13 protein-coding genes are annotated in these 14,344 nt (G+C 70.8%); 5 read left to right on the plus strand and 8 right to left on the minus strand.

Annotated features, from left to right (window positions below):
- Positions 1-56: 56 nt before the first annotated feature.
- Positions 57-686 carry a hypothetical protein gene (locus tag AB5L97_RS15410; RefSeq protein WP_369045313.1) on the plus strand — a complete coding sequence of 210 codons (630 nt, stop codon included), beginning with the start codon at positions 57-59 and terminating at the stop codon, positions 684-686.
- Between the two features lie 25 nt (positions 687-711).
- On the opposite strand, the gene AB5L97_RS15415 is transcribed toward AB5L97_RS15410, so the two are convergent.
- Positions 712-1,614: a rhodanese-related sulfurtransferase gene (locus tag AB5L97_RS15415; protein ID WP_369045314.1), complete on the minus strand. Its 903-nt coding sequence runs from the start codon at positions 1,612-1,614 to the stop codon at positions 712-714.
- A 94-nt stretch (positions 1,615-1,708) separates the two neighbouring features.
- Here AB5L97_RS15415 and AB5L97_RS15420 point away from each other — a divergent pair, with 94 nt between their 5' ends.
- Together AB5L97_RS15420 and AB5L97_RS15425 are read left to right on the plus strand one after the other, a co-directional pair.
- Positions 1,709-2,395: a GNAT family N-acetyltransferase gene (locus AB5L97_RS15420; RefSeq protein WP_307958913.1), complete on the plus strand. Its 687-nt coding sequence runs from the start codon at positions 1,709-1,711 to the stop codon at positions 2,393-2,395.
- A gap of 98 nt (positions 2,396-2,493) precedes the next feature.
- Positions 2,494-4,860 carry a DEAD/DEAH box helicase gene (locus AB5L97_RS15425; protein WP_369045315.1) on the plus strand — a complete coding sequence of 789 codons (2,367 nt, stop codon included), beginning with the start codon at positions 2,494-2,496 and terminating at the stop codon, positions 4,858-4,860.
- A gap of 88 nt (positions 4,861-4,948) precedes the next feature.
- Here the strand turns inward: AB5L97_RS15425 and AB5L97_RS15430 are convergent, their stop codons facing one another.
- The 7 genes from AB5L97_RS15430 to ssd all read right to left on the minus strand — a co-directional run bounded on the left by AB5L97_RS15430 (position 4,949) and on the right by ssd (position 10,399).
- Positions 4,949-5,386 (minus strand): Rv3654c family TadE-like protein, encoded by a 438-nt coding sequence (locus AB5L97_RS15430; RefSeq protein WP_369045316.1) that lies wholly within the window; start codon positions 5,384-5,386, stop codon positions 4,949-4,951.
- The gene (locus tag AB5L97_RS15435; RefSeq protein ID WP_307958916.1) at positions 5,383-5,766 is read right to left on the minus strand and encodes a TadE family type IV pilus minor pilin; all 384 of its coding nucleotides are present in this window, start codon (positions 5,764-5,766) and stop codon (positions 5,383-5,385) included. The genes AB5L97_RS15430 and AB5L97_RS15435 overlap by 4 nt, the downstream gene beginning before the upstream one ends.
- A complete protein-coding gene (locus AB5L97_RS19750) occupies positions 5,763-6,101 on the minus strand; it encodes a DUF4244 domain-containing protein (protein ID WP_374049308.1) in 339 nt (112 codons plus the stop codon). Before AB5L97_RS19750 ends, AB5L97_RS15435 begins: the two co-directional genes overlap by 4 nt.
- 371 nt (positions 6,102-6,472) lie before the next feature.
- Complete coding sequence (locus AB5L97_RS15445; RefSeq protein WP_307958918.1) at positions 6,473-7,105, minus strand: type II secretion system F family protein; 633 nt, start codon at positions 7,103-7,105, stop codon at positions 6,473-6,475.
- Complete coding sequence (locus AB5L97_RS19755; RefSeq protein WP_307958919.1) at positions 7,102-7,587, minus strand: type II secretion system F family protein; 486 nt, start codon at positions 7,585-7,587, stop codon at positions 7,102-7,104. The genes AB5L97_RS15445 and AB5L97_RS19755 overlap by 4 nt, the downstream gene beginning before the upstream one ends.
- Positions 7,588-8,033: 446 nt before the next feature.
- Entirely contained in the window at positions 8,034-9,233 is a 1,200-nt protein-coding gene (locus AB5L97_RS15455; protein ID WP_307958920.1) for a TadA family conjugal transfer-associated ATPase, read from the minus strand.
- A complete protein-coding gene (gene ssd, locus AB5L97_RS15460; RefSeq protein ID WP_307958921.1) occupies positions 9,230-10,399 on the minus strand; it encodes a septum site-determining protein Ssd in 1,170 nt (389 codons plus the stop codon). The genes AB5L97_RS15455 and ssd overlap by 4 nt, the downstream gene beginning before the upstream one ends.
- A 122-nt stretch (positions 10,400-10,521) precedes the next feature.
- Here ssd and AB5L97_RS15465 point away from each other — a divergent pair, with 122 nt between their 5' ends.
- Both AB5L97_RS15465 and AB5L97_RS15470 read left to right on the plus strand, forming a co-directional pair.
- Positions 10,522-12,189 carry a bifunctional 3'-5' exonuclease/DNA polymerase gene (locus AB5L97_RS15465; protein WP_369045318.1) on the plus strand — a complete coding sequence of 556 codons (1,668 nt, stop codon included), beginning with the start codon at positions 10,522-10,524 and terminating at the stop codon, positions 12,187-12,189.
- A gap of 160 nt (positions 12,190-12,349) precedes the next feature.
- Positions 12,350-14,272 carry a hypothetical protein gene (locus tag AB5L97_RS15470; RefSeq protein WP_369045319.1) on the plus strand — a complete coding sequence of 641 codons (1,923 nt, stop codon included), beginning with the start codon at positions 12,350-12,352 and terminating at the stop codon, positions 14,270-14,272.
- Positions 14,273-14,344: the final 72 nt, after the last annotated feature.

The raw sequence follows: 14,344 nt of genomic DNA on the forward strand, positions 1-14,344 counted from the left end.
GGTGTCATCGCCAGGGCCTGGCTGGTCAGCAGGGGCTGGCAGGTCAGAATGGAGGCATGGGTTCGCACACGCCCGAGGGACGCAATGCTGCGGGGCGCCGAGGAGCACCGCCCGTCGCGGCGGCCCTCGGGATGTCCGTCGCGCTGTGCATCGCCGGCTGTGCCTACCAGTACGACGACGGCCTCGCCCCTTTGGGACGGCGAGACGCGTCCGCGCAGGCATCGGCCTCTGCCTCTGCCGCCGCGGACGCCTCTGCCTCGGCTTCAGCTGCTGCCCGGGACCTCGCGGGGCGCACCCGTTCCCAGCGTGGAGCAGCGACGGAGGCTCCGTTCGGACAGCTCCTCGGCGGAACGGCCCTGCAGGCGTGGGCGGACACGGTGCTCCCCGACGACTCCGGCCTCTCGGCGGGCTCCGACGCGAGCGCAGTGTGGCCGGACAAAGCCCCGTACACCATGGGAATCGACACGGATCCGGGCCCGGCAACGCTGCGTTTCGCGTGCCGCGGCATCGGCCTCGCGTCCGTGCGGGTCACCGCCGACGAGGCCCCGCTCCTGGACATCACGTTTGCCTGCAACCGCGCATGGTCCCGCGCCGTCGCCGTTCCCAGTTCCGGGCACCTTGAGGTGCAGTTCAGCGCGGCGGGGGATGCGGCGTCGGACGTCGCCTACCGGCTCACACGCCCCTGATCAGCCCTGATCAGCCCTGCGAGCATCAGACCGCACAGCCCTCCGGACACCGCAGCGTCTGGGGGGATGCCGCGCATTCGGCGCAGTAGAGGGTGAGCTGTCGGCAGGCTGAGTTCGAGCAGTTGTGGAAGTCGCTCGTGGGCGCGTCGCAACGGGTGCAGCGTCCGATCGTGGCCGCCTCCTCGCTGAACTCGAGGCGCATGCGCCGGTCGAACACGTACAGCGAGCCCTCCCACAGCCCCGCATCCTTGAAGGCCTCTCCATAGCGGACGATCCCGCCGTCCAGCTGGTACACCTCCTGGAAGCCGCGCCGGCGCATGTGCGCGCTGAGCACCTCGCAGCGGATGCCGCCCGTGCAGTAGGTGACCACGGGTCTGTCCTTGAGGTCGTCATACTTGCCCGAGTCGAGCTCGGCCAGGAAATCGTGGGTCGTGGAGGTGTCGGGGACGACGGCGTCCTTGAAACGGCCGATCTCGGCCTCGAAGGCGTTGCGGCCGTCGAAGAACACGACCTCTCGCCGCGGGTCGTCGCTGGCCTTGCCCGCGCCGACGAGCTCATGGACCTGTTCGGGTGACAGGTGGGCTCCGCCCCCGACCACCCCGCCGGCGTCGACCTCGAGCTCCTGCGGAGCACCGAAGGAGACCAGCTCCGGGCGCACCTTGACCGAGAGCCTCGGGAAGTCCTCGGCACTCCCCTCCGACCACTTGACGTCGAGCTCACGGAACCCGGGATGCTCCTTCGTGACGCGAAGGTAGCGCTTGACGGCGTCCAGCTCGCCCCCGACAGTGGCGTTGATCCCGTCCTTGGAGACGATGATGCGGCCCCGGAGGCCAAGCGACTCGCACAGGGTGCGCTGCCACAGCCTGACCGACTCCGGGTCGGGCAATGGGGTGAAGCAGTAGAAGAGGACGATACGGTGCAGGGCCACCCATCAAGGGTACTGGGGCGGCCGGGTGACGGCCGGGTGACAGTTGTGTCACACCTCTTATCAGGGACTGGCGGGACCGGTTATCGTCATGGCTATGGGAGAGGCATCGCTGGGCGAACTTCTGGGCATCTGGGTCGAAGGCTGGGCCTCCACGCGACGTTATCCGGTGCGGGACGTGGGCGCATTCAAGGCGGTGGAGCTGACCGACAAGACCGGCGACTGGGAGGCCTTTGCCGTCCATCCGACGGCGCGCGAGTTTGCCGACCTCGCCTCGTTCGTGACCGAGTCCCAGCCGAGGATCGTCACCATCCTGACGGATGACGTCGCAGCATACCGTGCCCTTGCGCAGGAGCATGGCCTCATCGAGCTCGGCGCCGACCAGGAGCTCATGATCATGGACTTCGAGGGCAAGGACGTCGAGGCCCCCTGGCTGAACGACGACGAGCTCAAGCTCACCACGGAGTACGAAGACCACAGCGCCACGGTCACGGTCAGGACCACCGACGGCGTCCTCGCCGCCCAGGGCCATGTTGCGGTAACCCAGGGCTATGCGGTCTTCGATCGGATCATCACCGAGCCGGCCTTCCGACGACGCGGCCTCGGAAGCTTCGTGATGCGCGCATTGACGGCCGCGATGAGCGAGCACCGTCTGGACCAGGGCCTGCTCATCGCGTCAGTCGATGGCCAGCACCTCTACCACCACCTCGGCTGGTCCGACGTCTCGGCCGTTGTGATCTTCGCGAATCCCGGCGCATCGAAGGGCGCCTCCCTCTCCGACTGAGCACACCCCGTCCACACCCGGCAGGGACCACGTTCGCTTGCAGGTGATCCACCAGCACCCGGCAGCTGCGGGCACGCGGCGGCTGGCAGAATGCTGAGGTGGCCGCGCATGATTCCCTCGTCTCCCTTCTGGGCCGGTCCGCGGCCCCCGAGGAGCTGCGGCACCTGCGCACCATCCCCGCACGGGCCGCCCGCAACGCACCCTGGCCCCGCTGGGTCCATCCCGATCTGATCGAGGCGTACGCCCGCCGGGGAATCCACGAACCGTATACGCATCAGGCAGCAGCCGCCGATCTGGCGCACAGTGGGCGCAACGTCGTCCTCGCCACGGGGACCGCCTCGGGCAAGTCGCTCGCCTACCAAATGCCTGCCCTCGACGCCGTCCACCGCTCGGAGCTGCGGGTCGCCGCGGAACCGGGACGGATCCACGACGACGGCGCAGTGGTCCTGTACCTGTCGCCCACCAAGGCCCTCGCGGCCGATCAGCTGACCGCGATCCGCGCGCTCGGTCTCCCCACGCTGCGCGCGGAAACGTATGACGGAGACACGGAACAGTCTGCGCGCCGCTGGATCCGAGACCACGCCAACGTCATCCTCGCCAATCCCGACATGCTGCATTTCGGTATCCTGCCGAACCACGCGTGGTGGTCCTCGTTCTTCCGGCGGCTCCGGTTCGTGGTCATCGACGAAGCCCACTCGTACCGCGGGGTCTTCGGGTCGCACGTCGCCAACCTCCTGCGCCGCCTCCGGCGGGTGTGCGCCCACTATGGGTCTTCCCCGGTGTTCATCGCGGCGTCGGCGACATCCGGGGACCCCGAAGGATCGGTGGGGCGTCTCATTGGCGACGGCGTCACGGCGGTCACGGAAGACGGCTCGCCTCATGGCGCCACCGAGGTGGCGTTCTGGGAGCCGGCGCTGACCGAGGCGCGCGGAGAGAACGGCGCCCCGCAGAGGCGCACGGCGATCGCCGAGACGGCGGGTCTCCTCGCCAACCTCGTCTCGGCGCGCGTGCGGACCATCGCCTTCATCAAGTCCCGCCGAGGCGCGGAGACGATCTCCTCGATCACGCAGCGGCTCCTCGACGAGGTCGACCCGAGCCTGCCCCTGCGGGTCGCCGCCTACCGCTCGGGGTACCTGCCGGAGGAACGGCGCGAACTCGAGCGCCGTCTGCGCTCCGGCGAACTGCTGGGCGTCGCGAGCACCTCCGCGCTCGAACTGGGCATCGACATCTCCGGACTCGATGCCGTCCTCATCGCAGGATGGCCCGGAACACGGGCGTCCCTGTTCCAGGAGATCGGCAGGGCCGGCCGCTCCGGCCAAGATGCTCTGGCTGCGTTCGTCGCGAGCGACGACCCTCTCGACACCTACCTCGTGAACCATCCCGAAGCGATCTTCGACACCTCGGTCGAGGCAACCGTCCTCGACCCCTCGAATCCCTACGTGCTTGGCCCGCACCTGTGTGCCGCCGCGGCCGAGAAGCCCCTGACGGCCTCGGACCTCGAGCTGTTCGGTCCGTCGACCGCGGGCCTCCTCGACCAGCTCGAGGCTCAGGGCTACCTGAGGAAGCGGCCGTCCGGCTGGTTCTGGACCCATCCCCAGAGCGCTGCCGGCATGGTGAACCTGCGGGCTGATGGCGGGGGGCCGGTGAACATCATCGAGTCGGAAACCGGCCAGCTGCTGGGCTCGATGGACTCCCCCCAGACGCATTATCAGGCCCATCAGGGCGCGATCTACGTCCACCAGGGCGCGAGCTACCTGGTCGAGGACCTCAACGAGGCCGAGCACTGCGTCGTGGTGCGCCGAGTGAACCCCGACTACTACACGAGCGCGCGGGACATCACGACCGTCGAGGTGCTCACCGAGATCCGCTCGCAGCAGTGGGGGCCGGTGGGCGTCCACTTCGGCGAAGTGCGGGTGACCACTCAGGTCGTGTCCTTCCAGCGCAAGGCGCTCATCTCCAACGAGGTTCTAGGCGAGGAGCCCCTCGACTTGGGCGCGCGTGACCTGTTCACGAAGGCCGTGTGGCTCACGATCCCCGAGCCCACCCTGGCTGCGGGGGGCCTCCTCGCTGCGCAGTTCCCCGGAGCCCTGCACGCGGCCGAACACGCATCAATCGGGCTCCTTCCGCTCGTGGCGTCGAGCGACCGTTGGGATATCGGCGGCGTGTCGACAGCGCTGCACTCAGACACCGCGCAGCCCACGATCTTCGTGTACGACGGGCATCCGGGCGGCGTCGGCTTCGCGGAGCGGGGGTACGACCGGATCCAGGTCTGGCTCCGAGCGACGCAGGAGGCCATTGAGGCCTGCGAATGCGAGGCCGGGTGCCCCTCCTGCGTACAGAGCCCCAAGTGCGGCAACAAGAACAACCCGCTCGACAAGGCCGGCGCTGTTGCACTCCTCTCAACGGTCCTCCGGCAGGCCCGGCTTGCCACTGAAACAGACTCGGCGCACACCCCCAGGGACTGAAGGCCCGGGGACTGACCCCCGGGCCTCACCCTCGGGAACTGAACCCCACTGCGTGAATCTCCGGGGACTGAACCCCGGGGTAGGGGCATCACCCTCCTACGTCCTCGGCTGGCGGCCCTGCCCTGGCTCTGCCTGGGGCAGGGCCCCACGGTGCGCCGGTGTCGATCTCGACGACGACCCGCACCGTGCTGCCGGGGCCCTCGATGGTGCACGAGACGAGCGCGGCGCCGTTGAGTTCGGCCACCGTCCGCGCCAGATCGCAGGTTGCGCCGCTGCGGAGGCCGCGTTCGGCGTCCGCGGCGGCTAGGGCCGCGAGGTCGGCGGCCGACGCCGCACGGGCCGAGGCAGCGAGGGCTTGGCCCATCAGCGCGACGGCAGCGCAGGCCAGGATGAGCAGCAGGCCCAGTCCGAGAGCGAGAAGCGTCCCGGAACCGCACTCGCCCCGGCGGGCCGGGCCGCCTGGTTGGGAATCGGAAGACTGGCGATCCCGCCCTTGGTGACCGTCCTCGGCTCTTCGGGAGGTCATGGGACGCCCTCGCTGCTCAGGCTGGCCGCGGCATGGGCCTGGAGTCCTGCAGCTGCAGCAATAGGCCCCGGAACGGGGGCGCTCACGCGCACTGTGACCACTCCTGCAGACGCTTCGACCGTGTGCCGCGCATCGGGTCCCGCGACCCGCGCCACTTCCTCCGCAACGGCCGCCGGACCCTCCCCTCGGGCAATGGTCCGCGCCGCGGCGCGCGCCGCCTCCTCGGTCCGGATCTGGCACACGGCCGCGGTTCCGGCGCTGAGGAGGAAGCCCAGCAGCACGATCACGGCGGGCAGCGCCACGGCGAACTCCGCAGTGACGGAGCCCCGCAGGGACGCCGAGCTCGGCCGCTCCTCGGCGCCCCCACGGCGCGGCCTCACGGAAGCGCGAGCGCTGCGCGGATGATTCCGAGGAGGAAGCCTCGTACCTCATCGCTGCGCATGATCACCACGAGGAGCCCCGCGAACGCGACCGCACCGAGGGTCGCGATCGCATACTCGGCGGTCGCCATCCCGTGCTGGCCTGCCGCCCGGCCCTCGAACCAGAGCCTCAGGAGCTGCAGTCGAACGGCCGCACGACGGTGCACCGTGCGAAGGGACAGGAGCGGACCGCGCCGCGGGGCCGTCTGCACCGGCAGCCAGCGAGTGTCAGTGCGCGCCACAGCTTCGCTGTCGGGGTCGCCGTCGCGGTCGCCATCGGTGGTGGGCCGGCCAATGTTCGGCCCGTCGACAGCCGATCCGCGCGCCGTCGAAGCGCGTGTGCCGGGCCTGCCATCGTCGCCTTCACGCCGGGCGTCGGGAAAGAGTTCAATGACCTGGCACGGCCCTCCGGTCGAAGGGACTGCATGCGGACCCGGCCCCGGCGTGGGTGCGAGTTCGAGGTACGCGGGATCGGGGCTGGGAGCAGTTCGACCCGTGCGGGCCGCTGGCTGAACCATGGCGGACATGTGATTCTCCTTTCGAGTGGGGACGGACCACTTCCACAGCGAGAAGTGCCCGGGCCCGTGGAGTCCCGTGCCGGATGGCCGGAACCGGTGGCGCCTGTGCGCCGCCTGCCGTGAGGGCAGGAGTCATCGGGGGCGGGAGATCATCCGCCCGGAATCATGGCCAGGAGGACTGGAACCACCCCAAGGCACAGGAACGCTGGGAGGGAGCAGACGCCGAGGGGTATGACGAGCCTCACGCCGAGAGCCGCAGCACGCCTCTCGAGGTCGCGATGCCTGCTGCGGCGCAGCTGCCGCGCGCGGGCATAGAGCAGTTCGGCCGACGGCGCACCGGTTGCCGCCGCGAAATCCAGGGCCTCGCGGAGCTGCCATACGTCGGAGGACGGCGGCGCGTCAGGCCATGCATGAGCCCAGTCGGTGCCGAGCTGGAGCGCCGCGGCCGCTCGCGTGAGGGCATCCGCCGGCCCGTCGGCCACGCGGGCCGCGACCTCGAGCGCCCGTGGGAGGCCGAGACCGGCCTGGAGCATGACTCCGAGAAGCTCGAGCAGGAGGGGAACGTCGTCCGCGGTGGGGCTTCTTCTGTTCACGAGGCTTGGTGCGCGGTCGGGACGATCTGTGCGATCCGGGGAGCCTCCTTGCTGCCTCGGCACGTCGCCGGAACGGTACCGAGGGCCACCGTCCTCGAGCACCCGGCGGACCCTCTGGGCACCGTCTGACCATCCCAGGGCCAACCCGGCCACGATCGTCACGAGCGCGCCCACGATGATTCCGCTCATCGTGACTCCGAGGCGGAGCGCAGGAGCCGAGCCGACCACCAGCGACCCGCGAGGGTGAGTGCGAAGCCGAGCCCTAGGCAGAGCGATCCCAGCGGCGTGGAGAGCAGCATCCCGACGGGATCGGCTCCCATGAGGATTCCAAGACCGAGACCCGCGAGAGGAAGCACGCCGAGGACCTGTGAGGTAGCCCGTGGGCCGGCAAGGGCAACAGCCCGTGCCGCGGCCGCGTCGGCGTCTGCCTCGAGCTGGGCTGCGAGCCTGTCGAGGACCCCCGCCAGAGGACTTCCGGAAGCCTCAGCGGTCTCGATGCATGCCGCGACGCTCAGCCAGACCCCGGTCTCGGCCGATGACGGGCCCTCCCTTTTCCCTCCCGGGCTTGCGGCCCGCGCGCAGGCCTCGCGCAGCGCGGCCGCGACGGGGCGTCCGAGCGCCGCAGCATGAGCGGCGGCCGCCAGGACGTGTGAGGACGCGTCGGCTCCCACCCCTTGCGCCGCAGACTGTTCCGCAGCGTCCTCCGGGCGTTCCGCAGTCCCCGATCCAATGACCACATCGCCGCGGGAATGGGTGCCTGAACGTGGACTCGCTCCCCGAGGCGAACTGGGCCGAAGGGGCGCCGAGTTCCGAGGACGCGTCTGGGAGGCCTGCCGCCACATCTGCTCCGGCGTGCGGCCTGCGCGGAGGAGTGCGGCCAGCTGCCCCACGAGAAGGGCCGCACGTTGAAGCTCCAGCGCTGGCTCCGCGGGCTTGACCCTGCGCCTGTGGCCAGTCAACCGGCCATGGAATCCGCGGCTGGCGCCTCCGGCTCCAGCCCCGGTCCGCCCTCGTCCGACGATCCCTGGGACGCGCACCAACAGTCCGCCGCGCTGGACCGCGAGGCACCATCCCACGAACAGTGCTCCGGATACCGCCACCGCCCCAAGCAGCGTGCTCATGCGACTGCCCCCAGGTTCCGCGCGAAGCCGAGAAGCGAGGCGAGCCGGTCCCAGCCGGGGCCACGCTCCGAGCTCCCCGCCGGCGAGTCGCCCCGGAGCAGGGCGTCCTCGACCGCAAGGCCCCGAGGGCCATAGGACACGACGGCGATGCTCGCCACTCGCCGTCCCGCGCCCGACCGTTCAAGGTGCACCACGGCGTCCAGCGCGCTCGCTGCCTGGAGCGCGGTCGCCTCGGCGCTGAGGCCAGCGAGGGCCCCGAGGGCGGCGAGGCGCGCGACAACCGAGCCGGCGGTATTGGCATGGACAGTGCCCGCACCGCTGTGGCCTGTGTTGAGGGCCGAGAGGAGCTCCCTGACTTCGGGGCCTCGGCACTCGCCGACGACCAGCCAGTCGGGACGCATTCTCAGCGCCTCCCGCACGAGCTGGGCAAGGTCCACTCCCCCCGCCCCCTCGACATTGCCGTGCCGGGCCTCGAGGCACACCGTGTGCGCATGGTCGGGCGCCAGCTCGGCCGCATCCTCGACCAGCACGATCCGCTCCTTGGCCGGGATCAGGCCCAGCAGGGTGCTCAGGAGCGTCGTCTTGCCTGAGCCCGTCGCTCCGCTCACGAGGAAGCTCCTACGGTGTGCCACGAGCGCCTCGAGGACTTGTCTCTGGTCGGGCAGGACGGCCCCCACACGTTCGAGTTCGTCCAACGTCATCGACGTCTCCCTGGCGATCCGCACGGAGAGGAGGGTTCCGCCGGTCGAGACCGGAGGAAGGACCGCATGGACGCGGTACCCACCGGGGATGCGCACGTCCACACACGGATACGAGTCGTCGAGCCGGCGGCCGCCCGCTGACACGAGACGGACCGCGAGCGTCCTGACCGCTTCCTCCGAGGGGAATGTCACTGAGCTGCGTTCAAGCCCCTCGCCGCGGTCGAACCAGACGTCGTCGGGGCCGTTGACGAAGAGGTCCGTCACCGCGGGATCGTTCGCGAGATTCTGCAGAGGTCCGAGTCCTCGGAGCTCGGCGGTGATGAACTCGACGGCCGCGAGCGCTCCGGAGGTCCCGAGGAGCCTTCCGCTGTCCTGGACTGCGGTCGCAATCCGCGCCGGAGTCACGGGGCCGGGCTGGGCCAGCACCGATCGCCGGACCGAGTCGAGGAGCGCAGGGTCGAGGACGTCAGGGTCGAGGCGGTGAATGCCCCTCATCGGGCCGCCCTCCGCCCGCGTTGGACGAGCCGTGCACCCAAGGCGAGCGCCGCGTCGTCGTCCACTTGACCCGCCGGCCTGCCGTCAGGCAGCCCGTCCAGAACCGCGCGTGCGAGGCTCCTGACGGGTCTGAGACGTGCCAGCTCCATGAGGCGTCCGGCGTCCGCCGCCGGTGCGGCGCGGCGGAGATGGGGAATCTGCCCGACCAGCGGGCAGCCTACGAGTTCGGCCAGCTGCTCGGCGTCGACCCCTTCCGCCGTCCGGCCCCTCACCACGGCGCCGACCGCAACCGGCGGCAGCTCGTGGAGCAGCTGGGCGGCAGACAACGCCCCGCTGAGCGTCCCCGGAACGACGACGAGGAGCCGATCGCTCGTCCACGCGAAGTCCTCGAGCCCCTCACGGCCGCGCCCGATGTCGACCACTACGAGGTCGAACGCCGTGCGTGCCGCCTCGAGCACTTCGGCGATCGCCGACGGCGGGACCTGTACCGCTCGCCCCGGTGCCGCGGGCCACGACAGGAGCCCCACATCGCCGACCCGGGGCAGCGAGTCCGCGAGCTGACGGGGATTGATCGCGCCGCTCGCTGAGGCCAGATCGGGCCAGCGCAGCCCTTCTCCGGGATCCGCGGCGACAGCGGCCTCAAGCCCACCAGCCAGGCGATCGCCGTCGACGAGTAGCGTTTCCGTCCCTGCGAGCGCCACTGCTCCCGAGACGAGCGACGCCGTCGTGCTCGCGCCTGCGCCCCCGCATCCTCCGAGGACCCCGAGCACGCTCCCCGCGGGACCCTCGCCGCTGCGTCGGCTGAGGAACTCGACCAGCCAGTCGGCGGCTTCCGGCAGCTCGGCGACGTGGTCAATCCCCAGACTGGCGGCACGCTGCCACAGCTCCCGCCGCTGGGCTGGCCTGCCCACTAGGACGCTCGAACTGCGGCGCTGTGGGGGCAGCTCGGCGACGTCGGGGCCGAGCAGCACGAGGTCCGCGCGATACCAGAGGCCGGGCGCGTCGTCGGCGGAGCGCACTCCCTCGAACTCGACGCCCGCTACCGCAGCCACCCGCGCGCACTCCTCGCGGAGCGCATCGTCAGCACTCACGCAGCAGACCACCGACCCTGCCTCGGGAAGCCATCCCCGCTCTTCCGCCGCGCTGCTCAGCCCGTTTCTTGTCATGCCTCACAGCCTTCAGAGGCGGCCGCAGCCCCGGAACCACCCGCCTGCCGTATGTGGACAACACGCCGAGGCGGCATCTGTGGAGGACAACTGCAGTCCGCAGGCAGGCGAGAATAGAGGTCGTGTATGAGCTCGTCGCCCCGGCCCCCGACGGCGGCGTGTTCCTCCAGCGTCTGGGCCGCGCCGGCTATCCGACATCGGACGCCGAGGCCCTCGATCCCACGGATCTCGCCGTCGCCATCCGCGGAATCGAGGAGCGAGATCGGCCACGGTGGGTGTGGCAGCGCACCACCGACTGGTACCCGGCGCTCCTCGCGGCTGGAGTTGAGGTTGACCGTTGCCACGACCTTTCGCTCAGCGCTGCGATCCTCGCCCATTCGGCCTACACCCAGGACAGCGGATACACGCCGGGCGTTCCGGCGGCGGGTGCCGTCGACGCCGATCACGTCCTCGCTCGCGTCCCTCCACCGCCCCATCAGGGCACCCTCTTCGAGCACGACGCCCCGGCCGGTCCCGGCCCAGACGTCCTCGCGTCCGAGCTGCGGGACCAGCTCGGCGCCGTCGCCCGTTCACCCCAGGCGAAGCGCCTCACGCTCCTCCTCGCGGCCGAGTCGGCAGGCTCCCTCATCGCCGCCGAGATCCAGCACGCCGGAGTGCCCTGGGATGCCGCCGCCCACAATGCCCTCCTGACGGACCGACTTGGCCCACGCCCCACTGGATTCGCCCGCCCTTCGCTCCTCGAGGCCAAGGCGGGCGAGCTGAGGACCCTCCTGGGGGCCCCGATGCTCAACCCGGATTCCCCGCAAGAGCTCATGCGCGCGCTCCACCGTGCAGGAATCGAGGCCCGGAGCACGAGGGCGTGGGAGCTGCGTCAGTACACGCATCCGGCGATCGCGCCGTTGCTCGAGTACAAGAAGATGGCTCGACTCCTCTCGGCCAACGGCTGGGCGTGGCTCGACGCGTGGGTCGCGGACGGCCGGTTCCGGCCCGAATACGTGGTGGGCGGCGTTGTCACCGGGCGGTGGGCGTCGCGGGGCGGCGGTGCGATGCAGATCCCTGCAGATGTCCGCTCCGCCGCGCGGGCCCTGCCAGGGCACCGCCTCGTCGTGGCCGATGCCTCACAGCTCGAGCCGCGGGTCCTCGCCGCGCTCGCGGGCGATGAGGCCATGGCGGCCGCCTCCCGGGACCGGGACCTCTACGCCGGCATCGCGGCCGCAGGCTTCGGCGGCGACCGCGCGCAGGCCAAGGTCGCACTGCTCGGAGCGATCTACGGCGCGACGACCGGCGAGTCGGGTCGGCTCATGCCTCAGCTCACGCGGCTGTACCCAAGGGCCGTGGCGCTCGTGGAACAGGCCGCGCGCGACGGCGAACGCGGCCGCACCGTCACGACCCACCTCGGGCGCAGCACACCCCCACCTTCAGAGCGCTGGAGCGCCTCCCAGCGGACTACGACGGCCGAGGAGCAGCGTCGGGCCGACGCGATCGCCCGCGACCGGGGCCGGTTCACGCGGAACTTCGTGGTGCAGGGAACAGCCGCGGAGTGGGCGGAGTGCTGGATGGCGGATCTCCGCGGACGGCTACGCAGGCTGAGGGCCGAGGGTCTGACGGCCGAGCTCGTGTACTTCCTCCACGACGAAGTGGTGGTCCATGCTGAGGAGGCCGCTGCCGAGGCCTGTGCCACCGCGGTGCGGGACGCCGCTCGCGCCGCGGGAAGGCTCCTGTTCCCGGGTGCCCCCGTCGAGTTCCCGCTCAGCGTGGCGGTGGTCGAGTCCTACGACCAGGCCAAGTAGTCCGCGCCTTCTTCCCGACACAAGGCCACCCGCTAAGTCCTTCCTTGCACCACTGGAGTCCTTCCACCGGGGTTATCCACATAGCGCACGACGGCGTCGCGCCGCCTTTCGCTCGGAACCTACCTTGGTGGGGTAAACGGACTTCGGGGGAAGGCAGGACATGACAGCCATCGTGGTGGACGCTCATCGGCTCGTGGAATGTGCGTCACACGTTGCGCAGGTACAGGGCGAGGTGCTGTCGGCCGCCGAGTCTATCGCTGGCGGGCTCGCGCAGTGCGGCGGGATGGCCGGCAACGATCCGGCCGGAGCGGACTGGTCTGATGCCTATGACCCCGCCGCAGCATGGTTCCTCGGGGTCTCGGCCGCCCTGGCCAACCGCATGGGCTCCCACGTCCGTGCCCTGAACGAGTCCGGGGCGGCCTACGAGGCAACGGAGGCATGGTTCGGTGGCGGTACGCCACAGGCACTGGTCCCGGCACTCGCGCACAGCGAGACCGCAGCGCAGACGTTGCCCGAGGCGCGGGGAGGAACCGCCTTCGCTTCCCCCGATCCAGTGACGCAGGCCGTCGTGGAGGCCATCGGCACGGTGTGGCCGAACGGCGACGCCGATCAGCTGCGCACGGCGTCTTCGCAGTGGGCAGCAATGGCCACCACGCTCGATTCGGCGAGGAGGACGTCCCTCGCGTGTGCCGCGGGCTGCCTCGAGGGGATGTCGTCGCCCGCGGTCAGCGCCGCACGCGATCGCGAACGGGAGCTCGATGCGGCCCTCTCCGGTCTCAGTGGCGGCGCGACCGAACTCTCGGCTGCGTGCGGCGACCTTGCATCCCATATTGACGCGGCCCATCAGGACGTCCGCAACGAGATCCGCGACCTCGCGATCGAGCTCGGGGCAACGGTGGCGATCAGCGCACTGACGGCCGTCCTCACAGCGGGGGCGAGCGCGGTGGCCGGTAGCGCGGCATCGGCTGGCCGAGTGGCCCTGGCAGTTGCGCGGGTGACCGCGATGTTCGAGCGGCTCGCCTCGCTCGCCCGGATCATCGCACGCAACATCGGCCGGCTCAAAGAGGCCCTCACGTCTCTGGCTGCCCGCATCGTCCGCTGGACCGCCGGCAGGCTCCCGCCGCCCATCCGTCGGCTGCCTCTCAACAGAGTGCCGGGGGCGCTGGAGCGGCTCACCGACAACTGGGTCGTCAGACTCGCCACCGAGGGGCCCTCCGCCGCCTTGGCCAAAGTCCTCGAGAAGCCCGCGACCGCGCTGGGCAAGCGCCTCGGCGAGTCAACCGCTCGGCGCGCACTCGTCCTCGGCTGGCGCCGCGACTTACCGGGCGTTCGCGAAGCCCTCGCCCGGACCGCAGTACATGGGGAGGCAAGTGGTGGCGCCCCGCCGCGCGCGCAGTCGGACACTCGCATGCCGGGGATCGCCTCAGGTCAGCCCGCAGACCGGACCCCGCTCGCATCCATGGCGGGCCGCGGTGCCCAGTCCACGGTCGGCGCCGGGCGGGAGGCTGTTGCCCGGGCGGTCGAGGAAGCGCGGACTACCGGCGTCGCAGGGCGCGTCGGGCAGGCGCTCACGAAACAACACGATGCGGTCGTGGCCTCAGTGTCGAACAGCGTCAAGGACAGCATCGACAACGAGTCGCTCGCACCTGAGCTGGGCTCTGAGCCCAACCTGGACGCTGCCAGCCGCCAATCCCACGTGGACGGTGCAGGATCCCGATCAGGCTTCGCCGCCGCATCCAGCGCCGCAGGACCGCCTCGAGAGGACTCGGTGGCCGGGGAACGCGGCTCCGCGGAGTTGCCCGCCCGATGGGCTCTGGACCTAGGGCTCCCTAGCGGTGAGGGCGTACGTGTCGACGTGCCGAAGGCACTCCACCTCGTGCCCGGGGTAGATGCCGACATCGCAGGGAAGAAGATCACGGGTCCGTTCGGCACAGAGTTCGCGGTCTCCCTCCCCGGACCTGGCGGAAAGCTCGTCGACTCTGGACTGAACATCCTCAATGCCGCAGATCTCGGGGAGAACTGGTGGCACCAGCGTGCCGAAACAGCGGAGGCCTTCAGGTCCGCGGCGCATTCGCTGCGTTAGACGCAGTCGCAGCATTAGATGGGGCCGCCCACAGACGCGCCGCCGCCCACAGACGGCCACCGCGGCCGGGCG

Origin of the sequence: Sinomonas sp. P10A9 (assembly GCF_041022165.1) — a bacterium.
Taxonomy (GTDB): Bacteria; Actinomycetota; Actinomycetes; order Actinomycetales; family Micrococcaceae; genus Sinomonas; species Sinomonas puerhi.